This window comes from Halobacillus hunanensis (assembly GCF_900166655.1).
Classification (GTDB): Bacteria; Bacillota; Bacilli; order Bacillales; family Halobacillaceae; genus Halobacillus_A; species Halobacillus_A hunanensis.
On sequence record NZ_FVZB01000006.1, the window covers coordinates 962,679 to 981,132 of the forward strand.

Genomic DNA, 18,454 nt, shown 5'->3' on the forward strand with positions numbered 1-18,454 from the left:
CTCGCTCCTTCTCCCATCCAGACTGTAACTGTCGGCTTTGGAATTTACACCAAATCAGGGGGAAGAAATAAGACTCCTTCCCCGTCGCGGGCTTTGAACGTTGTGGTCCATCACCGCCGGCCGGGATTTTCACCCTGCCCCGAAGGATTGTTTATTCAATTGTCTTATAATAAATATAAATGAATCTTATTAAAATCGCAATTAGTTAGCACTATTCGTACTTTATTTAATTAATAAAAACGTAGAGTTAGCTTTTAGCTATAATCGGGGCTTTGACTTGATGAGACACTACGATTCCAACAAGTGCCCCAAAAATTGCAGGGAGTCCCTGCTTGATAAAGTAGTGAAAAAAAGTATGAGTTATCGTTTATATAAGTCTGAATATTCCTGTAAAGATCATAGTTTACAGTCTTTTTCTTTAAAATTTTGAAGGAGATATACGATCCGGCCTCTATATTTTGATCATCAACCGTTTTCTGATAAAGGAAATATAACTCACATAATCGTTCGAATGTCCCTGTTTTCAACTTGAAGGAATTGGGAATACTGCTTACAAATAAAACCAAAAAGGAGGATCTTTTATGAAACGATTCCATGCATTTAGTTTGATCCTGGCCCTCGGTATAATCTTGGGAGCCTGTGGAACAGCCGAGAACCAAGATAACACTAGCTCTCAAGAAGAAACCAATCAACAAGAAAGTGAGCCAGCCAATGGTGAGAAATCAACGGAGTCTTCCGAAGGGAATCAATCTAGTGGCGAGAGCAAAGATATGAATTTAGCATCTGAAGTTGATAACGTGATCAAATCCGTAAATCAGTTGAACAGCAGCTTAAAAGACTCAGCAAATGATGTCAAAACAATTAATGGTCACGGGAAAACTCTTGAAGAGAATTGGGACAGTATTGAGAAGCAAGTAGAAGAACAATTCCCAGACCAGTACAAGAAAATAGAAGAAAGCCTTTATCCTCTAATCGGTGAAGCTAAACAAGAGGATCCTAAAATTGACAAAATGAAAGAATGGGCACAGACAACCGTGGACAGTTTGAATGAATTGAAACAAAAAATAAAAAATCAATAACTCTAGAGTAAAGAAGGGCTGTACGATCAGGCCCTTCTTTTTTGTATATGACAAAATCTCTTTACTTCAACATGTCGAAAATACCGTGTAGTTTCTGTAAAACTTCAATGATTGCATCCCGATGTGGCAAGGAGTAAAATGGGAGGGGTAAATTCATCAGATGAACTGATCTACCCGCCCTAAAACCAAGGGCCCTTAATCTTCCTAACGAGTAATTTGAATCCTATCATAAGGAGGGCTGGCGTCACTTATATTAAAAAAATACGCCGAACATCTATGAAAACCTTAAAAATCATCATACAGATCGCCTTATTATATATCTTTTATATGGTCGGTAATTGGATCTCCGCCCAGCTGCATTTGCCGATACCAGGCAGCATTGTCGGAGTGGTGCTCCTGTTAGCGGCTTTAATTATTGGCATTTGCCCGGTTCATTGGGTGGAAACAGGCTCAGGATTTCTTTTAGCTTATTTACCCCTGCTGTTTATTCCAGCCACAGTCGGTGTCATGAATTACTTCCATTTATTTGCCGGCAGCGGTATTCTGCTGATTGTTATCATCGTTGTCAGCACACTCTTCACCATGATTACAGCTGGGCATACGAGCCAATTTTTGGCCAAAAGATCGGCTAAAAGAAAGGAGAAAAAGCAGTGCTCGAAGTACTTATCGCAATCATCATAATTATATTTACCATATTGATGTACTTAGCGCTGGATCGACTGTACCGCTGGGTTCGTTGGCCACTATTAATCCCAGCCTTAACAACGACATTTGTGCTCATTGTCATCCTTCTTTGTTTCCGTATCCCCTATCAAACTTACATGATCGGAGGACAGTGGATTAATCATTTATTAGGACCGGCTGTAGTAGCACTGGCATTACCTTTGTATAAGCAAAGAAAAATATTACTCAAGCATCTGTATCCAGTCATCGGGGGCGTCCTGGTTGGATCGATTATGGGGATTACCAGCGGAATTCTTTTAGCCCAGTCACTTGGATTTGCGGAAGAGCTTATTTTTTCCCTTGTGCCGAAATCAGTTACCACCCCTGTTGCGATGCAGATTGCTTCAGAACTAGGCGGGGTCCCTTCTCTAGCCGCTGTATTTGTCATGATCGCCGGGTTCACCGGTGTTGTTCTCGGGCCAGCAACCTTGAAATGGTGCAGGGTTAACCGTTCTTTGGGCCAAGGGATCGCCTTTGGCAGCGCCTCCCATGCGATTGGCACGTCTAAGGCTTTTGAATACGGAGAGCAGACTGTCTCCATGAGCTCCGTTGCCATGACTCTAAGCGCCATCACCGGCTCAATATTTGGCCCGCTGTTTGTATGGATATTTTATGCATAGACCTGGAACTTTTTGGTCCTTAACTTAAGCAAACCCTGCACAAGATTTTCACTCGTACAGGGTTTGTAATTAGGGGTGAAATCATGCTCCGGAAATTCATATAATCCCAGTTGAGTTGACTTCCGTTCCTTATTCAACTACCACATATACTGCATTGACTGGGCCGTGCACTCCTACTACGATGTCCATTTCGATGTCGGCACTGTTGCTCGGGCCGGAAATAAAATTGATGCAGGTTGCAATGTCCTTACCCGACTCCACTTGTTTATGAACTTCGTGTGTTGCTTGCGTCATCCGTGGAACAATCGATGATTTTGGCAGGATTGCAATGTACGTAATCGGCAGAAGGCTGACGGAACGCGCGATATCCTTATCGTTGAATTGGACAATCGTTCCTGATTCTGCAAGGGCGATATCACCGAAGAAAATGCCGATATTAGCTGCATTTGCTTTTTCAATATTGTCAGCGCCAAGTGCTGTATCCCATCGATGTGTATGATCATTATCAAGGACATCCTTAATCTCATATTCAGCAAATCGGTCATCGTTTGTTGTAACAATAGGCCCGCCACCATACTCCTCTACAACTTTTTGCAGTGTTTCCATAAGCTTTGCCTGGTCTGTTTCTACTACCTCCGCATCTTTAGCTTGACTCCTTTGCCGAAAAGTAGCCAATAAATCATCCGGGGAGGCATTTTTGTAGACCTTCCATTGCGGCTGATGCTGCCACTCCGGCAAGGAAACATCTTTCTTGCGTTCACGTCCAAGTTTCCCAGCGATTTCACTTAAAAAAACATCCTTATTATGAATGGTTCCTTTAGCCATGGCTATTTTCTCCCCCTTTTATGTTCCTTAAACCAGGTTCTGAAGTTATCATTTCCTGGCGCAGGAAGTTCGCGAATCGATGTCCACGGTTTCATTGGGCCCGGGCCATTTGAAATACTTCCATCTTTTACAAATGGTTTCAAAAACGTTGGCGCACCTTTAACGGCCATTTGAAAAAGAGAGGGTGTACTTGCTCCTACGCCAAATGCTTTCATCGCCATCTTTTCGCCTGTTTTAGGTTTCCCCTGTTTGGCGACATAATTTTCCCGATGTCGGATCAATTGTTCATGGAGCGGAATTTTAACCGGACACGCTTCTGTGCAGGCAGCACAAAGACTCGATGCATAAGGCAGTTCTCCGTATTCCTCATAGCCACCAAGAATCGGGGACAGAACTGCACCAATTGGCCCTTGATAAATCGAACCATAGGCATGTCCGCCAATTTGTCTGTACACCGGGCAAACATTTACACATGCCGCGCACCGGATGCAATGAAGCGCCGATTGAAATTCAGTCCCTAATGCATTCGAACGTCCTGCATCCAGGATCACCAGGTGAAATTCTTTTGGAGCGTCCACACAATCTTCTTCCACACCGGGAGTCAAATTTGTCACGTACGTGGTTATGTTTTGACCAACAGAACTTCTGCTTAACAAATTAATTAGAACGTCAAGTTCATCCCATGTTGGCACCAGTCGCTCCATACCCATCACCGTGATCTGCGTATCAGGGTAAGAAGTAACCATGTTTGCATTTCCTTCATTCGTCGCCAGTGAAATCGAACCGGACTCGGCAACCGCGAAGTTACACCCTGTTATCCCAATATCAGCCTCAAGAAATACATCGCGCAGCTGGCTTCTGGCAAAAGCCGTTAGTTCCCTCGGTTCCTCCGTCCCCGTATAGCCCGCTTTCTCCTGAAAGGTGTCTCGGATTTGTTCTTTATTTTGATGTAACGAGGGAACTACAATGTGGGAAGGTCGATCATTACCGCCCACCTGCAAAATATATTCGGCAAGATCGGTCTCATCAACGTGACAACCGACATCCTCAAGGGCCTCATTCAGCCCGATTTCTTCGGTAACCATTGATTTCGATTTCGTCACTTTTTTCGCGTTTTTTTCCTTGGCTACTTCCTGAATATAGTGATTCGCGTCTTCTGCTGTTTTGGCAAAGTATACGTGTCCACCTTTTGCAGCAAAATTTTCGCTCAATTGATCCAAATAATAATCGAGGTTTTCTAATGTGTGTCGACGAATCTCCTCACCTGCATTGCGCCATTCTTCCCAGTCACCAATCTGGTCATCCCGTTCTGTGGCATCAAGTTTTTTATCACGTAACCTGTCCTGAGCGGAAGCCATCGCGTTTCGCATAAAGTCATTTTCCAAGGCATCATCCACCCTGTCGAAAAATGGCTTATCTCCAATTTTCATTCCCATGTAAAATACCTCCTTAATCACGTGAATTTAATATTTGGGCAATATGCTTCACTTCAATAGGTTTTCCTTTGCGATCAATCCGTCCCTTGATGTTCATAAGACAGCCACCATCAGCCGCGATCAGTATATCAGCCGTGGATTCCTCCACATGTCTGACTTTTTCATCGACCATTTGCTCAGAAATTGGAACCATTTTTACGGCAAATGTGCCCCCGAATCCACAGCAATCATAGCTATTGTCAAGTGGAAGCAACTCAAGCCCCTTTACATTTCCCAAAAGTTTAAATGGTGACTCATTCTCCTTAAGCAGCCGCATCATGTGACATGAGGTATGGTACGTAGCTCGTGCTGAATAGGCTGCACCAACATCTTCAACACCCAAAACGTTGACGATAAACTGGGTAAACTCATATGTTTTATCGGCGACAGCTTGGGCTCTGTCCCGCCATTCTTTATCCTCCTTAAACAAGCCAGGATATTCCTTGAACATTCCAGCACAAGAACCGGATGGAGTAACAATATATTCTGATTCCTCAAAAGCAGCAATCATCTGTCTTGCTGCCTTTTGCGCATCCTTTCGATAGCCGCTATTGTATGCAGGCTGGCCACAGCATATCTGCCCATGCGGAAAATCTATTTCACAGCCAAGCCGCTCCAGAACCTCCACCACATCCTTCGCCACATCTTGATAAAACAACTCCGCAAGACACGTAATAAACAAAGATACCTTCATCATAAATCTCCCTTTCCTGCAGGTCTCGTTCCCCATGTAAATAACAGGTCATCATATCTCTAGTTTATAAACCGTTACTATATAACCTCTTTATTCTCATAGATATGTTCCCTATGGCCATCCCATTTCTGAATACAATAATAGTTTCTCACTTTGATTCAACATCTGGTACATTTCTCATTAGATTGATTAAATGTACCCCGTCCCGCTACATAATTGTGAGTAAGATAAACCCTCCAATACCGGCGAATAACCCATACAATAGGGCCGGGACTAATGTTTTTCGAATAATGGATCCTTCTTCTCCAGATAACCCAACCACTGCGGAAGCTGCAACAACGTTGTGAACACAAATCATATTGCCGGCAGCTCCACCGATCACTTGCAGTGCCAAAACGATGTTTGTATTCATTCCGGTCTGGTTAGCAACACTGTATTGAATCGGTGAAAATGTCAGTGTTGACACTGTTGCACTTCCCGTTATAAACGCTCCAAGTTCACCTAAAAATGGTGCGACGAAAACCCACATCGAACCGAATGTGCTCGCAAGTACCTGTGCGATATACTGTGGCATACCTATCAGATCGTGAACATTCATACCAGAGTTGGTGAACACTTGTACCAAAGCCAGTGTAGATACTAATGTTAAACCGGCAGTGATAATCGAGAGCAGTGACTCTTTCGATGCCTTCGCAAAATTGGAAAATGACTTACGCTGGATAATGACTGCCAGAATCGCAGCAATAATTAATACTGTACCCGGCGAATATAAGATTTCCCATTTCGATGTAATTCCTTCCACCCCAAGTATGTTGCTCCAGGTAAAATCAATAGCTGTCAACGCGAATTCTTTTACTTCGGGGATGATGCGGGTAATTAGTAACAATCCAACTACCACAACGTAAGGTGACCATGCTGTAATCAGCCCCATATCTGAATTTTCCTTTTTCAATTCAAAGCCTTCTTGTAGGGCATCTGTCCAGTCCGTTTTCGGCAAGAGCCATCCTTTTTGGGCAGTCCATGCAGCAACGACCAAACCTGTGAGTGATGCCAAGATTGCGACAAACCCGGGACCAAATAATATAGCATAAAGGAGTGCTGAAGCAGTATAAATAATTCCGACTACTAAAGTCCATGGCAACAATGGAATTGCATCCTTGATCCCCTTTCCTTTTCCGAAAAAAAGTGTCAGTAGAACAACGAGCACAAATGGGATAAATGTACCCGCAATTAAATCGATTGTTGCTATATGTACTCCAACTTCCTGAAAAAGTGATGGGCCCGCCCCTGGAATATTACTTAAACCAACCTGAATGGGTGTTCCCACTGCTCCATAAGAAACAGCTGAACTATCAGCGACTAAGGCCAAGACTGCAGCAGCCATTGGATTGAATCCAAGTGCGACCATCAGTGGGCCTGTCACAGCAGCCGGCGTCCCAAAACCAGCGGCCCCTTCAATTAGGGAACCAAATAAAAAGGCAACAAGCACAACCTGCACGCGCATATCACCCGAGATATTTTGAAATCCTTGGTTAATACGATCAACCGCGCCAGTATGCTTAAGTGTGTTTAATAGAACAATTGCTCCGAACAAGATTAATAGAATGGTAAACGCCTTATGCGTACCTTGTAAAATAGATGCTAGCACAATATTGCCTTCCATTCCCCAAACTAAAGATGCAAGCGCAATGACAATAATTGCACTAAAAAACATTCCTTTTAACGCAGTCATTCTGAGTATCACCAAAAAAATAAATGGTGCAATGATTGCGCTCAATGCCACAAGCAATAACATAGCTATTCAACTCTCCCTACTCTTTTATGAAGTAAAGCGCTTTCATACCTAACAACAACTGATAACAATTCAACTGGTCATCAGATGACTTGACTTAGATTTATATAAAATTTCTCACCACGTCAAGAGAACGAAAGATTCCTCGTCTGGCGAGAGGGATTTGTTTTTAAGTTGCAACAGAAAAAAGAGTAAAATGAGTGTGGATGCCATCATTTTTTCACAAATGGACTCTTATGGATATGGTCATCAGATGACCTGTTTAATAATCGTTATTATAATATACAGCGCTTCCAATACGCAAGGATAGAATTGAATTTGTTTGAAAATACAGATACGATGTGTACTTTTTCTAATGAATGACATAGAAAAAAGACTCCTTACCATTTTAATTTAGGAGCCTTCCGTAGCATTGTATCAATGATAATATTTTAAAAGGGTTTGTTCAACTTCTGTTAAGTGGTTTAACATAAGCTCTTGCGCCTTAACTGAATCTCTGGACTCAATGGCTTCAAAAATTTGCTTATGCTGTTGATAGATTTTTGCAAGCGTCCTTTGTTGAGAAAACAACCAGATACGTCTAGTTTCAAACATCGCTTCAACCATCGTTTCCGATACATTATTCATTAAATCGATTAAAAAACGATTGTGAGAAGCTTCGGCAATCGCCATATGAAACTGCAAGTCCGCCTTCTCACCAAGCTGTTCATCCCCATTAGCATCCTGCATATCGGCAAGCGCTTTTCTGATTGCCTGCATATCTGAATCTTGTGCGTTTTCCACTGCAGAGTTGACACTTCCCACCTCTAATACTTTCCTAACTTCTAATAAATCGTGGATATCCTTTTTATCCATTAATAGAGTGGAGCTTGCTATCGATGATGTCAATACCTTTGGATCAAATTCACGTATAAACGTCCCTTCACCTTGTCTCATCTCGACTATTCCTTTTGCACGCAAAGCACTTAGCGCTTCCCTTATAGCCGACCTGCCGACACTGAAATCTTCCGCTAGCTGCTGAACAGAATTAAGCTTATCACCTGGTTTTAAGTCACCTGTTTTTATCATATTTAATAACTCATCAGCAACTTCTTCATATATTTTACGGGGCTTTATTTGTTTATAAGCCATGGATACACCTCTGTCTTCTTTGATAACTTCATTTTAACGAAAGGGCAGAAAACCGACAACTTTTTAAGAATTTTAAAAGCACCTCAAGAGAGGCATGACGTGTACACTTCCCACTCACGCAACCCATTTGAGGTGCTTACGAATCCTTTCATCAGGACGTTTTTGCTTTTTCTGTTCCTTTTGATGTCAATAACTTTCTGACTTCCTTGCGCTCGCTTTTTCTCGTTAACACATATACCGTATCATAGGTTTGCATAACCGAATTCCCTGTCGGAGTAATGACCTCATCTCCACGGGCAATCGTGACGATAATCGTATCTTTTGGAAAGTCAATATCATTTAGTTCTCGTCCAGTGATTGGCGAGTCTTCACCCAAGGTTACTTCAACAATTTCTGTTTCTGTTTTTCCTAAGTTAATCAATTCCAGCTCACCTATAGAGCGATTTCTCGAATCTCCTGCTAACTTCAAATACGATCCAACACCAGACAATGTACTGCCTTGAATCAATGCAGAAATAATCACGACGAAGAATACGGCATTGAAAATAATATCACTATTTTCTACACCTGCCAGAAGCGGATAGGTCGCCAGGACAATAGGGACAGCTCCTTTTAATCCCGCCCAGGAAATAAAGGTCTTTTCTTTAAGATCATAGTTCATTCCGATCATACTTATAAAGACTCCAATTGGTCGGGCGATGAACATTAATACAATCGATAGAAGAATACCTTTCCAGGCTACACTGAGGAGTTGGCTGGGAAATGCTAATAGTCCAAGCATCATAAACATGAGGATTTGCATCATCCACCCAAAGCCTTCGTTGAATCGAAGAATAGAGAAGCGATACATGAGGTCGCTATTTCCTACAGTTACGGCCATTACATACACGGCTAGTAACCCGCTCCCGCCAATCATGGCGGTAAATGAGTAGGAAAATATAGCAAACGATAGAGCAAGTACTGGATAAAGGCCGGATGAATCCAGATCAATTTTATTGATGACCCACACTGTGAGTTTTCCTAACAATAACCCGGCAATTAAACCTAAGCCCATTTCTACGAAAAAGCTTCCTATCGCTCCCCAAATAGATGTTTCCGGGATTTGGATTAAATCGATAAAGATAATCGTTAGAAATACAGCCATCGGATCATTCGTTCCAGATTCTGCCTCGAGTGTTGAGGTAATCTTCTTCTTGATATCTTTGGTCCCTAAGACGGAAAATACAGCTGCTGCGTCCGTAGAACCGACAATGGACCCTAGTAGCAGACCCTCAAGCCAGGTGAAGCCGAAAATATAAACGGCTGCCGCTCCGGTTACAAATGAGGTGATCAAAACTCCAACCGTCGCCAAAGACCCTGCTGCTCCGGCAATTGGCTTAATATCTTTCCATTTCGTCTGAGTGCCCCCATCAAACAGAATAATGATTAACGCAAATATTCCAATTAACTGGGCAAGCCCAGCATTTTCAAAATAAATGTAATTATTTAATAGTAACCCTGCACCTAAGAATAAAATAAGCGAGGGCATTCCTAGTCGAATAGAAAATTTCGTGGCAAGTACACCTGTTAATAGCATAATAGAAATTACGAGTATAATCGTTTCAACATTTATTTCCATATAACCCACCTTTTGCTTAAATCAAACGCTGCTTTATACTTTATTGCATAAAATAAAGCTATTATTATAAGATTAATATATTTTCTTTTAATAATCTAATGAGAACCCTTATAACAGCCGTATCTTACAGGTGAATCGTTAAAAATAAATCATATAAACAACAAGAGCAAGAACGATTCGATAAATGGCAAAAGGCATGAGTTTCACTCTCCCAATAATCCTCAAGAAAAAACGAATGGACACGTAGGCAAATAAGAACGCACTAATAAAACCAACGGTAAAGAAAGGAAGTACATCCAGTGTGAAGTACTTCCAGTTACTTAACAGAGAGAGAAAGCTCGCTCCTGCCATAATCGGCACGGCCATAATAAATGTAAAATCAGCCGCAGCACGGTGGTTCAGTCCAAGCAGTACACCACCTGAGATCGTAGAGCCTGATCTTGAAAAGCCAGGCCAAAGTGAAAAGCACTGAATCAAACCAATAACCAAGGCCTGTTTATAGGTAATCTGATCAAGAGTCCGCTTGTGCTGATAACTTGTACTATATAAGTCGGCTGCTATCATCAGAAAAGCCCCCACTACAAGACCGAATAATACGGTTGATGTCGAGAACAAATGCTCATCTATATCCAGAGCGCGCCCCACGAGAAGTCCGGGAGATATGCTGCCCAATCTGTCCCTGTCAATGCGCCTGCTAACACAATGGTACCGAAAAACAAGAGCAGGACAATAACCGACATAACATAATATTCGAACCTTTCTTTCTTACCTGATTTAATTTTAGATGTCATATACAAATCTCCTTTAATCTGTTTTCAAGTCTAAATTGATCACAACTATTTAATGTGTGAATAAAAGTGTTTTTGAAAAATTTGTATATGACTTATACGAGATAATGAGATTGATATTTCATTACATCGATACCCCTTATTGCTTCCGATATGTACAGCCTTTGAAAGCTGAATTTATCAGGGATCGACATTTGCTTGGGGGCTGGATTAACAACTAAGGCGGGCAAGAAAGCTCTGCTTTTACAGATCGGTACCACGGTTGACTGTGTGGACGGGATAGCTTTCAGCTCAGCATCTACATAGGCCATCAGTTCCACTGGTTCATCCGCAGATTGTGCTGCATAACTCTCAAGCTCAGCAGCTGGCTGCAACCAGATCATAAAAAACAACATAATTAAACCTAACCCTGCCAGCAGACCCTTTCTCATATTAACCACTCCCCTCTTCTATTGCATTTCAAGTCTTATTATATCAAGTGATAAAAACAATAAATATAACCTGATTTTCTTTATCTGAATCAGGACCTGAATGACATTATTTCTGTTGTCAAACCCCATAAAATCGTATAAGATATGACATAGTTTAGGAAAACGTTTGCACAAGTTGCACAGGGGGCAGAAGAATGGAAAAAACTTGGTGGAAAGAGGCAGTTGGGTATCAAGTGTACCCAAGGAGCTTTCAAGATTCAGACGGGGATGGAATCGGTGACTTGCAAGGCATTATCAGTCGTCTTGATTACCTTAAAAATTTAGGGATAGACTTTATTTGGATTTGCCCTATATACAAATCTCCAAAGGATGATAACGGATATGATATCTCTGATTACAAAGATATCCTGGATGAGTTCGGGACGATGGCTGACTTTGACCAACTATTAGATGAAGTTCACAAGCGGGACATGAAACTGATCATTGACCTGGTGTTAAATCATACAAGTGATGAGCATCCATGGTTTATTGAATCTCGCTCTTCATCGGATCATCCTAAGCGGGACTGGTATATTTGGCGTGATGGTAAAGATGGTCAAGAGCCGAACAATTGGGAGAGCATTTTTGAGGGATCAGCCTGGGAATATGATGAAGGGACAAATCAATATTATTTGCATTTATTCTCAACGAAACAGCCTGATTTGAACTGGGATAATCCTGAGGTCCGTGAAGAACTCTATAGTACTGTAAACTGGTGGCTGGATAAAGGTATTGATGGTTTTCGAATTGATGCCATTAGTCATATTAAAAAGGAACCAGGTCTTCCTGATATGCCGAATCCTGATAACAAACGATATGTGTCCTCTTTTGACAAACACATGAACCAGGAAGGAATCCAAACATTCCTGCAAGAGTTTAAGGATCGCACGTATGGGAATTATGACGTTATGACAGTTGGCGAAGCGAATGGTGTAAGTATAGAAGACGCCCATCTTTGGGTAGGCGAACAAGGGAAAATGGATATGGTATTTCAATTTGAGCATCTTGACCTTTGGGATTATGAAGCCGAGCAACAGCTTGATGTCGTTGGGCTTAAACAAGTGCTGACCCGCTGGCAGAAAGGACTCGAAAATGACGGATGGAACGCGTTATTTACTGAAAATCATGATAAGGCGCGATCTGTTTCTACATGGGGAAATGACCAAGAATACTGGCGTGAGAGTGCAACATCTATAGCTACAATGTATTTCCTCATGCAAGGAACTCCATTTATTTATCAAGGTCAGGAAATAGGCATGACAAATGTCTCCTATGAATCCATCGAAGACTATGATGACGTTGCAGCAAAGAACCTTTATAAAAATAAACGTGACGATGGCTGGTCACATGAAGAGATTATGCCCATACTCTGGAACACCTCTCGCGATAACAGCCGGACACCTATGCAATGGACAGCTGGTGATCAAGCTGGTTTCACTACGGGTGAGCCGTGGATGAAGATTAATCCTAATTTTAAAAAGATCAATGTCGCTCATCAAGAACAGGATGAACACTCTGTCCTTACTCATTACAAACAGTTGATCCGATTGAAAAAAGAACATGACCTATTCACTTATGGAACCTATAATCTGCTGGATCCTAATGATCCTCAGGTGTATGCCTACACACGGACATATGAAGGTCAGACGGCCCTTATCATTGCGAATTTAACAGGGAAAGCAGCCCAGTTTGAAAGTGACTACACTTTAACGAGAGAGGCATTACTTCTCACCAACCAACTGGAAGCTCACGGTCATCACACAAAACATTTACATCTGGCTCCGTATGAAGCACACGTTTACTTATTTTAACTTTAAGAGGCTGGGCTATAAGTAAAGCAATGATGTCAAAAAACGAACGATATAAAATTGAATAGTATAAACGCAGATCATTAGCGTAGTCAAAATACGCAGACTCCTGTGGGAACAGCGCGAGTCGAAGATCCCGCAGGAAAGCGTTCTTTGCTTTCTGAGGAAGCTGAGGCCGTGCCCACGGAATGCGGGAGAGTTGGTAGAAATTCTTTATTGACACACAATAAGCCGAACTTTAATAGAATATTTGGGTTTTTGTATGATTTAGTCTTGTCCTCTCCTCTTCTTTTTCATTCTAATTGCACGAAACAGCATGAAACCAATACTTGTTAGAACTGAAAACACGAATAATACGAGAAAAGGAACCGGCCCTGCATTAAAAAGAAGCAACAGACCTGAACCATATACGATACCCGCTAACCCCGCCATTGGCAGAACCAGCTTAACCTTTCCTTGAATCAATAAATCGACAATAGCGCAGCCTAACATGTTACGAAAAATCCATAAACCATCTGTTTCAGAAAAATTTCAGTCCAAACATCTCCCCCATTCTTTATATAGGAAGCGCCGAACAAAGCGATAAAGTAATACATGTATGTAATGATAAAACCCAGCGTGAAATTCATATCCTGAATATCCTTTCAAATAAAGCCTTTGTCACTTCACGACAAAGGCTTCCCTAACGTTCCTATTCAATACCGAGATCTGCTTCCATTTCAAGCTCTACATTTCCTTGAATTGCTCTAGAAATCATACAACTTTTCTCTGCTTTATCAACTAGTCTTTTTAAACTGGTTAATTGCTTCTCAGTTGCCCCTTCTTTCAAGATAACTCTTGGTCTGTGGATGATCTTCTTATACGTAAAAACACCGTCCGTCACATCGACAATCCCTTCAGATTCCATGTCCATCTCCTTTAATGGAAGATGAGCCCGCTCGATCATGGCCGCTAAACTGATAATGTAACAAGTTGCTGCTGCTCCTAATAGCATTTCATCAGGGTTCGTACCAATATCCGGTCCGTCCATTTCTTTTGGAATTGAAATTTTTGTTTTTAATTTATCTGCTTCAATCGATCCTACTTCATTACGGCCGCCTGGCCAGTTTGCTTTAAGATGAAAGTGGTGAAATGCCATCGTATTTGCTCCTTTTCAAATCATTCTATATTCATTTATTGTAAACGAGCATGTATTCATTAATGAAGTCATTTGCTTATTTTTGAAAAAGGATTTCTGTCCATCCGTAGCGAAACTAAGCAATAGAAAGGGGCTGATTGAATGCAAAAATTATCAGAACATCATTATAAACGTGCAGCAAACTGGATCATTAAGCATGGGAGAGAGCTGGAAAAGGCGAGATTGAAACAATTGATGAAAGGTGGCCATGAACAAGACATAGTCACAGCTCTAACTGCCTTTCAAAATGAAGATGGCGGGTTTGGAAATGGGTTGGAGGCTGACATCAGGCTGCCCCATTCCTCTCCGATCGCTACGTCTGCAGCTATGCAATTGTTAGTACAACTCGATGACAATCCTCAAGCTAATCAAATGATCCAATCAGCGCTTATATATTTCGAAGATCAGTTTGATACCAAGAGACAGGGATGGTACGCTGTGCCGCCAGAAGTTAACCATTATCCGCATGCCTTCTGGTGGACTGTGCATGCTGACGGTAGGTCGTGGATTGATCATCACTGGGGGAATCCCAGCGCGGAAATCATCGGATACCTGCTTCTCTACCGCAAAGCCGTAACACGTCTTGATGTAGATCAATTGGGCAAGCAATGTATGGACTATTTTATGAATTTAACTGTATTTGAGTCTGAGCATGAAATCTACTGTTATCAGCGTTTTTTTCAGTTACACCCTAACTTGCTAACGCCAGAGGCATCTGATCAATTACATAAAGCTGTTCAATCCCTCGTCGTTTTAGATCAGGAAAAGTGGCAGGATTATGTGCCTTCCCCATTGAAATTTACTACTGCTCCAAATCATTCATCGTTAGGAATTCCGACATCAAAGATTGAGGAAAACCTGCAGTTTGTGATGGGAAAATTAAAGGACCAACCATTTATCGAGCCTCCATGGGAATGGAATGAGTACATGGATAGCTGGGAGCAAGCGAAGCAAGAATGGCGTGGTGTTCTTACCTATGAAGCTCTTCAGTCTCTGCTCAACTATGGAAAAGTCGCGACCTAATCCCCATCAGGCTTTTTCCATTTTGACGAACTCATATATACTTCCGTTCGTAGGCTGCTGAAAGGACTTCACAACTGCAAAGCCTGCTCGCTCATAAACTTTTATCGCCCTTTTGTTAAAAACAGCAACAGATAGTGTGATTTTCAAAGGGGCATAATTTTCATAAACAAACTGCAGACCCTTTCGTAAAAATAATTGGCCTTCTCCCTTCCCAGTCAAATCTGGATGCATGCCCAGTCCAATATCAATAGTATCAACATCCACGGGGGTATTAGTGAGAAAGCCAATCAATTCTCCATCCCGCCATGCACTATGTGTATGCTTGCTTCTCTGTTCAGGATCGATAAACTCTTCGTAATCTTCCTTGCCTTCTTTCATATCATAAAAACTGTATTCGCCTTGATAGTGCCACTCCACAACCTCTTCTGCTTCATCTTGAGTAATAGGATGAAATTGTATTGTCATAGACTCTACTCCTTTTCCCAATCCTTCTTAAAACGCTGCATTTTCAACTGCAGTTGTTCAATCATATCCAGAACCCGTAAGAAGTCTTCATGCTCCACCTGTTCAGGGTCCATCGTTTCAACGACTTGGTGCAGCATTTGAATACGGTTTTTCACATATCTGAATTGCTCAGATTGAGTCTCGGCAGCCTTCCCCATAGTTTTCCCTCCTAGTGTATGTAGGTATAAAATGGGGAGCCCTTTCGAAAAAGACTCCCATTTATTTATTAACCGGTTTGATCTTGCTTTTGTGGTTCTTTTTTCTTACCTGATAAAAACCATCCTCCAACCGCAATCAATACGAGTACAGAGTAGAAGAATAGCTTCCATGTTGTTGAATGGGCAAAATGCTCATCCAACACTTGAATACTAGGGTGGGCTAGTGTGGAAACAGCCAGCTTCACCCCTACCCAGCCGACTATAATAAAGGCCGCCACCTCAAGGCCTGGTCGGGATTTAAGGAGTTTCACGAAGTAGTTGGCCGCGAAACGCATAATAATGATTCCGATCATCCCGCCGGTCAAGATAACGGCAAACTGTCCGCCATCTAGGCTTCCAACTGGTGGTAACGGAGTTTCCGGCAATGCTACGGCCAGCGCAACAGCAGCTAAAATAGAATCAACAGCGAAGGCCAAATCAGCCAGTTCAACTTTTAAAACAGTCATCCAGAAACCTTTTCCTTTACCGTCTGTATCTACCTCTACTTCATCAGGATCTGGTTCGTTCCTGTCTTTATCTTTCCATTTATCATACAAGTGTTTACCAGATATAAACAGCAAGTAGGCGGCCCCAAGTGCCTGGACTTGCCAGACATCAACGAGAAACGAAATAACAAATAACGAACCAAAGCGTAGAAGAAAGGCACCTAACAATCCGTAAAATAAAGCCTTTTTCCTTTTTTCAGGTGGCAAATGTTTTACCATAATAGCTAGCACTAGAGCGTTATCAGCAGCTAGAATACCTTCTAACCCAACAAGAACGAGTAATACCCACCCATATTCAATCAGTAATTGAGCATCCATAATTTTGATTTACTCTCCTTTTTTTATAAAAAAATGATCCCACCACAATGGTAAGATCATAAAAAAACAGACCTCTACCTCTGTGGGTAAAGGTCTCGCTAACAACGTTCGTTGCCAGTAAAGCCGGGGATGTATTCCCGAAATGACGACTTTACTTTGCAGCTACTCCCCTTTAAGGGAAACTAATTCTGCTATCATCATAGCATGATTACATCAATTGTCAACAGGTATATGTCCTGTTTCATTGATCAATTTAATTCCATTAGCTAATTCTGTATTCCTTCAGTAAACAGGCGGCAAATTTCTACGATCACTTGTGTAGACTTCATCATATTATCTAATGAGATATACTCGTACTTACCGTGAAAATTTTCACCACCAGTAAACAGGTTCGGTGTAGGCAGCCCCATGTAGGAAAGTTGTGAACCGTCAGTGCCTCCTCTAATGGGCTGGACAATCGGTTGAATAGACAAGTTTGTCATCGCCTGGTACGCCACATCCACAATTTCCTTTTTCGGTTCAATTTTCTCCCCCATATTATAATATTGGTCATGAACCTCCAGGCTGACGCGATGCTCTCCATATTTGGCACCTATTTGTGCGGCAATCGAATGCAGTTTTTGCTTTTTCGCTTCAAATTCTTGTTTATTAAAATCCCTTACTAAATAATATAACTGAGCCTTCTCTACATCTCCTTCAAATGAAACTAGATGATAAAAGCCTTCATATTCAGCGGTAAACTCAGGTGCGTCTTGCTTCGGAAGCTGCTCAATAAACTCAATCGCAAGTTTCGAAGCATTGACCATCTTGCCTTTTGCCGTCCCTGGATGAACACTGTTGCCATCAAAAGTGATCGTCGCATCAGCTGCGTTAAAACTTTCATACTGTAGTTCACCTAATGGACCGCCGTCTACTGTATAAGCAAATTCTGCACCGAATCGTTCCACATCAAATAGGTGAGGTCCCCTCCCAATTTCCTCGTCAGGAGTAAAAGCAACCCGTATTTTACCGTGTTCTACTTCAGGTTGATTGATTAGATACTGCATCGCTGTCATGATCTCCGCCACACCAGCTTTATTGTCAGCACCTAGCAAAGTAGTACCATCTGTCGTCACCAAGGTATGTCCTTTGTATGCAAGAAGTTCCTCAAAATCTGAAGGGGATAGCACGACTTCATCATTTAACGAAATATCACCTCCATCATAATTCTCAACGATCTGAGGGCAGACGTCTTTCCCAGTAAAATCTCTTGCTGTGTCTACATGCGCTAAAAAACCAATGACAGGAAGGTCTTTGTCAACGTTAGCAGGTAGTGTAGCCATTACATACCCATTTTCATCGATGGTGACCTCATCCATTCCAATGTCCTTGAGTTCCTCTACCAATTGATTAGCAAGCACTAGCTGCCCCTCCGTAGAAGGACACTGGTCATTGGATTCATTTGATTGTGTGTCGATCTTCACGTAACTTGTAAACCGCTTCAATAATTGTTCTTTCATCATTTTCACCCTCAGTATTATTGGATTAACGTTTTATCTTCTCTACCATATAATCCTCTGGACATATTTTCAACGATAGAGGAATAGTGATAATCTTATAGCATATTTATTTTCCCTCATGAACACTTTCCATTTTCAAGCAGGAATTTCATAACCGGGGAAGAATTACTTTATAGATAGTCATTTCATACATAAAGGTGTGTCTTC

At 41.8% G+C, this 18,454-nt stretch carries 19 protein-coding genes, 1 pseudogene and 1 riboswitch; of the genes and pseudogenes, 5 read left to right on the forward strand and 15 right to left on the reverse strand.

The genetic code is table 11. The features are described from left to right. Nucleotide 1: 1 nt before the first annotated feature. Nucleotides 2-151: riboswitch (FMN riboswitch) on the reverse strand. 430 nt (nucleotides 152-581) lie between these two features. The 3 genes from B5354_RS10370 (at nucleotide 582) to B5354_RS10380 (ending at nucleotide 2,422) form a co-directional block, all read left to right on the forward strand. Further along, complete coding sequence (locus B5354_RS10370) at nucleotides 582-1,079, forward strand: hypothetical protein (RefSeq protein WP_079528468.1); 498 nt, start codon at nucleotides 582-584, stop codon at nucleotides 1,077-1,079. 276 nt (nucleotides 1,080-1,355) lie between these two features. Next, nucleotides 1,356-1,760 carry a CidA/LrgA family protein gene (locus B5354_RS10375; protein WP_079528469.1) on the forward strand — a complete coding sequence of 135 codons (405 nt, stop codon included), beginning with the start codon at nucleotides 1,356-1,358 and terminating at the stop codon, nucleotides 1,758-1,760. Continuing rightward, a complete protein-coding gene (locus tag B5354_RS10380; RefSeq protein ID WP_079528471.1) occupies nucleotides 1,730-2,422 on the forward strand; it encodes an LrgB family protein in 693 nt (230 codons plus the stop codon). Before B5354_RS10375 ends, B5354_RS10380 begins: the two co-directional genes overlap by 31 nt. Before the next feature lie 129 nt (nucleotides 2,423-2,551). Here B5354_RS10380 and B5354_RS10385 read toward each other — a convergent pair whose 3' ends face one another. From B5354_RS10385 to B5354_RS10420, 9 genes and pseudogenes are all read right to left on the reverse strand, one after another. Continuing rightward, nucleotides 2,552-3,247: a LutC/YkgG family protein gene (locus B5354_RS10385; RefSeq protein WP_079528473.1), complete on the reverse strand. Its 696-nt coding sequence runs from the start codon at nucleotides 3,245-3,247 to the stop codon at nucleotides 2,552-2,554. 2 nt (nucleotides 3,248-3,249) lie between these two features. Next, on the reverse strand, nucleotides 3,250-4,683 hold the full coding sequence (locus B5354_RS10390; protein ID WP_079528475.1) for a LutB/LldF family L-lactate oxidation iron-sulfur protein: 1,434 nt from the start codon (nucleotides 4,681-4,683) through the stop codon (nucleotides 3,250-3,252). Nucleotides 4,684-4,696: 13 nt separating this feature from the next. Continuing rightward, a complete protein-coding gene (locus B5354_RS10395; protein ID WP_079528477.1) occupies nucleotides 4,697-5,416 on the reverse strand; it encodes a (Fe-S)-binding protein in 720 nt (239 codons plus the stop codon). A 208-nt stretch (nucleotides 5,417-5,624) separates the two neighbouring features. Further along, entirely contained in the window at nucleotides 5,625-7,211 is a 1,587-nt protein-coding gene (locus B5354_RS10400; protein ID WP_079528479.1) for an L-lactate permease, read from the reverse strand. A gap of 414 nt (nucleotides 7,212-7,625) precedes the next feature. Beyond that, entirely contained in the window at nucleotides 7,626-8,339 is a 714-nt protein-coding gene (locus tag B5354_RS10405; protein ID WP_079528482.1) for a FadR/GntR family transcriptional regulator, read from the reverse strand. A 151-nt stretch (nucleotides 8,340-8,490) separates the two neighbouring features. Next, the gene (locus B5354_RS10410) at nucleotides 8,491-9,957 is read right to left on the reverse strand and encodes a potassium/proton antiporter (RefSeq protein WP_079528484.1); all 1,467 of its coding nucleotides are present in this window, start codon (nucleotides 9,955-9,957) and stop codon (nucleotides 8,491-8,493) included. Between the two features lie 138 nt (nucleotides 9,958-10,095). After that, a pseudogene (locus tag B5354_RS10415) lies at nucleotides 10,096-10,584 on the reverse strand (undecaprenyl-diphosphate phosphatase); the annotation flags it as partial. Then, nucleotides 10,581-10,748: a hypothetical protein gene (locus B5354_RS20750; RefSeq protein WP_245804756.1), complete on the reverse strand. Its 168-nt coding sequence runs from the start codon at nucleotides 10,746-10,748 to the stop codon at nucleotides 10,581-10,583. The pseudogene B5354_RS10415 and the gene B5354_RS20750, both read right to left, overlap by 4 nt. 92 nt (nucleotides 10,749-10,840) lie before the next feature. Further along, nucleotides 10,841-11,176, reverse strand: a complete 336-nt coding sequence (locus B5354_RS10420) for a hypothetical protein (RefSeq protein ID WP_079528489.1) — start codon at nucleotides 11,174-11,176, stop codon at nucleotides 10,841-10,843. 194 nt (nucleotides 11,177-11,370) lie between these two features. Between B5354_RS10420 and B5354_RS10425 the strand changes: the two genes are divergently transcribed. Further along, nucleotides 11,371-13,026: a glycoside hydrolase family 13 protein gene (locus B5354_RS10425; RefSeq protein ID WP_079528491.1), complete on the forward strand. Its 1,656-nt coding sequence runs from the start codon at nucleotides 11,371-11,373 to the stop codon at nucleotides 13,024-13,026. Nucleotides 13,027-13,290: 264 nt separating this feature from the next. Here B5354_RS10425 and B5354_RS20495 read toward each other — a convergent pair whose 3' ends face one another. Both B5354_RS20495 and B5354_RS10435 read right to left on the reverse strand, forming a co-directional pair. After that, on the reverse strand, nucleotides 13,291-13,515 hold the full coding sequence (locus tag B5354_RS20495) for a hypothetical protein (RefSeq protein ID WP_079528492.1): 225 nt from the start codon (nucleotides 13,513-13,515) through the stop codon (nucleotides 13,291-13,293). 199 nt (nucleotides 13,516-13,714) lie between these two features. Next, nucleotides 13,715-14,161 (reverse strand): OsmC family protein, encoded by a 447-nt coding sequence (locus B5354_RS10435; RefSeq protein WP_079528494.1) that lies wholly within the window; start codon nucleotides 14,159-14,161, stop codon nucleotides 13,715-13,717. Nucleotides 14,162-14,302: 141 nt separating this feature from the next. Between B5354_RS10435 and B5354_RS10440 the strand changes: the two genes are divergently transcribed. Then, nucleotides 14,303-15,223 carry a hypothetical protein gene (locus B5354_RS10440; protein ID WP_079528495.1) on the forward strand — a complete coding sequence of 307 codons (921 nt, stop codon included), beginning with the start codon at nucleotides 14,303-14,305 and terminating at the stop codon, nucleotides 15,221-15,223. Nucleotides 15,224-15,229: 6 nt separating this feature from the next. Here B5354_RS10440 and B5354_RS10445 read toward each other — a convergent pair whose 3' ends face one another. From B5354_RS10445 to pepT, 4 genes are all read right to left on the reverse strand, one after another. Then, nucleotides 15,230-15,688: a GNAT family N-acetyltransferase gene (locus tag B5354_RS10445; protein WP_079528497.1), complete on the reverse strand. Its 459-nt coding sequence runs from the start codon at nucleotides 15,686-15,688 to the stop codon at nucleotides 15,230-15,232. A 5-nt stretch (nucleotides 15,689-15,693) separates the two neighbouring features. Beyond that, complete coding sequence (locus B5354_RS10450; RefSeq protein WP_079528499.1) at nucleotides 15,694-15,885, reverse strand: SE1561 family protein; 192 nt, start codon at nucleotides 15,883-15,885, stop codon at nucleotides 15,694-15,696. A gap of 68 nt (nucleotides 15,886-15,953) precedes the next feature. Then, entirely contained in the window at nucleotides 15,954-16,748 is a 795-nt protein-coding gene (locus tag B5354_RS10455; RefSeq protein WP_079528501.1) for a TerC family protein, read from the reverse strand. 266 nt (nucleotides 16,749-17,014) lie between these two features. Beyond that, a complete protein-coding gene (gene pepT, locus B5354_RS10460; RefSeq protein ID WP_079528503.1) occupies nucleotides 17,015-18,247 on the reverse strand; it encodes a peptidase T in 1,233 nt (410 codons plus the stop codon). Nucleotides 18,248-18,454 lie beyond the last annotated feature (207 nt).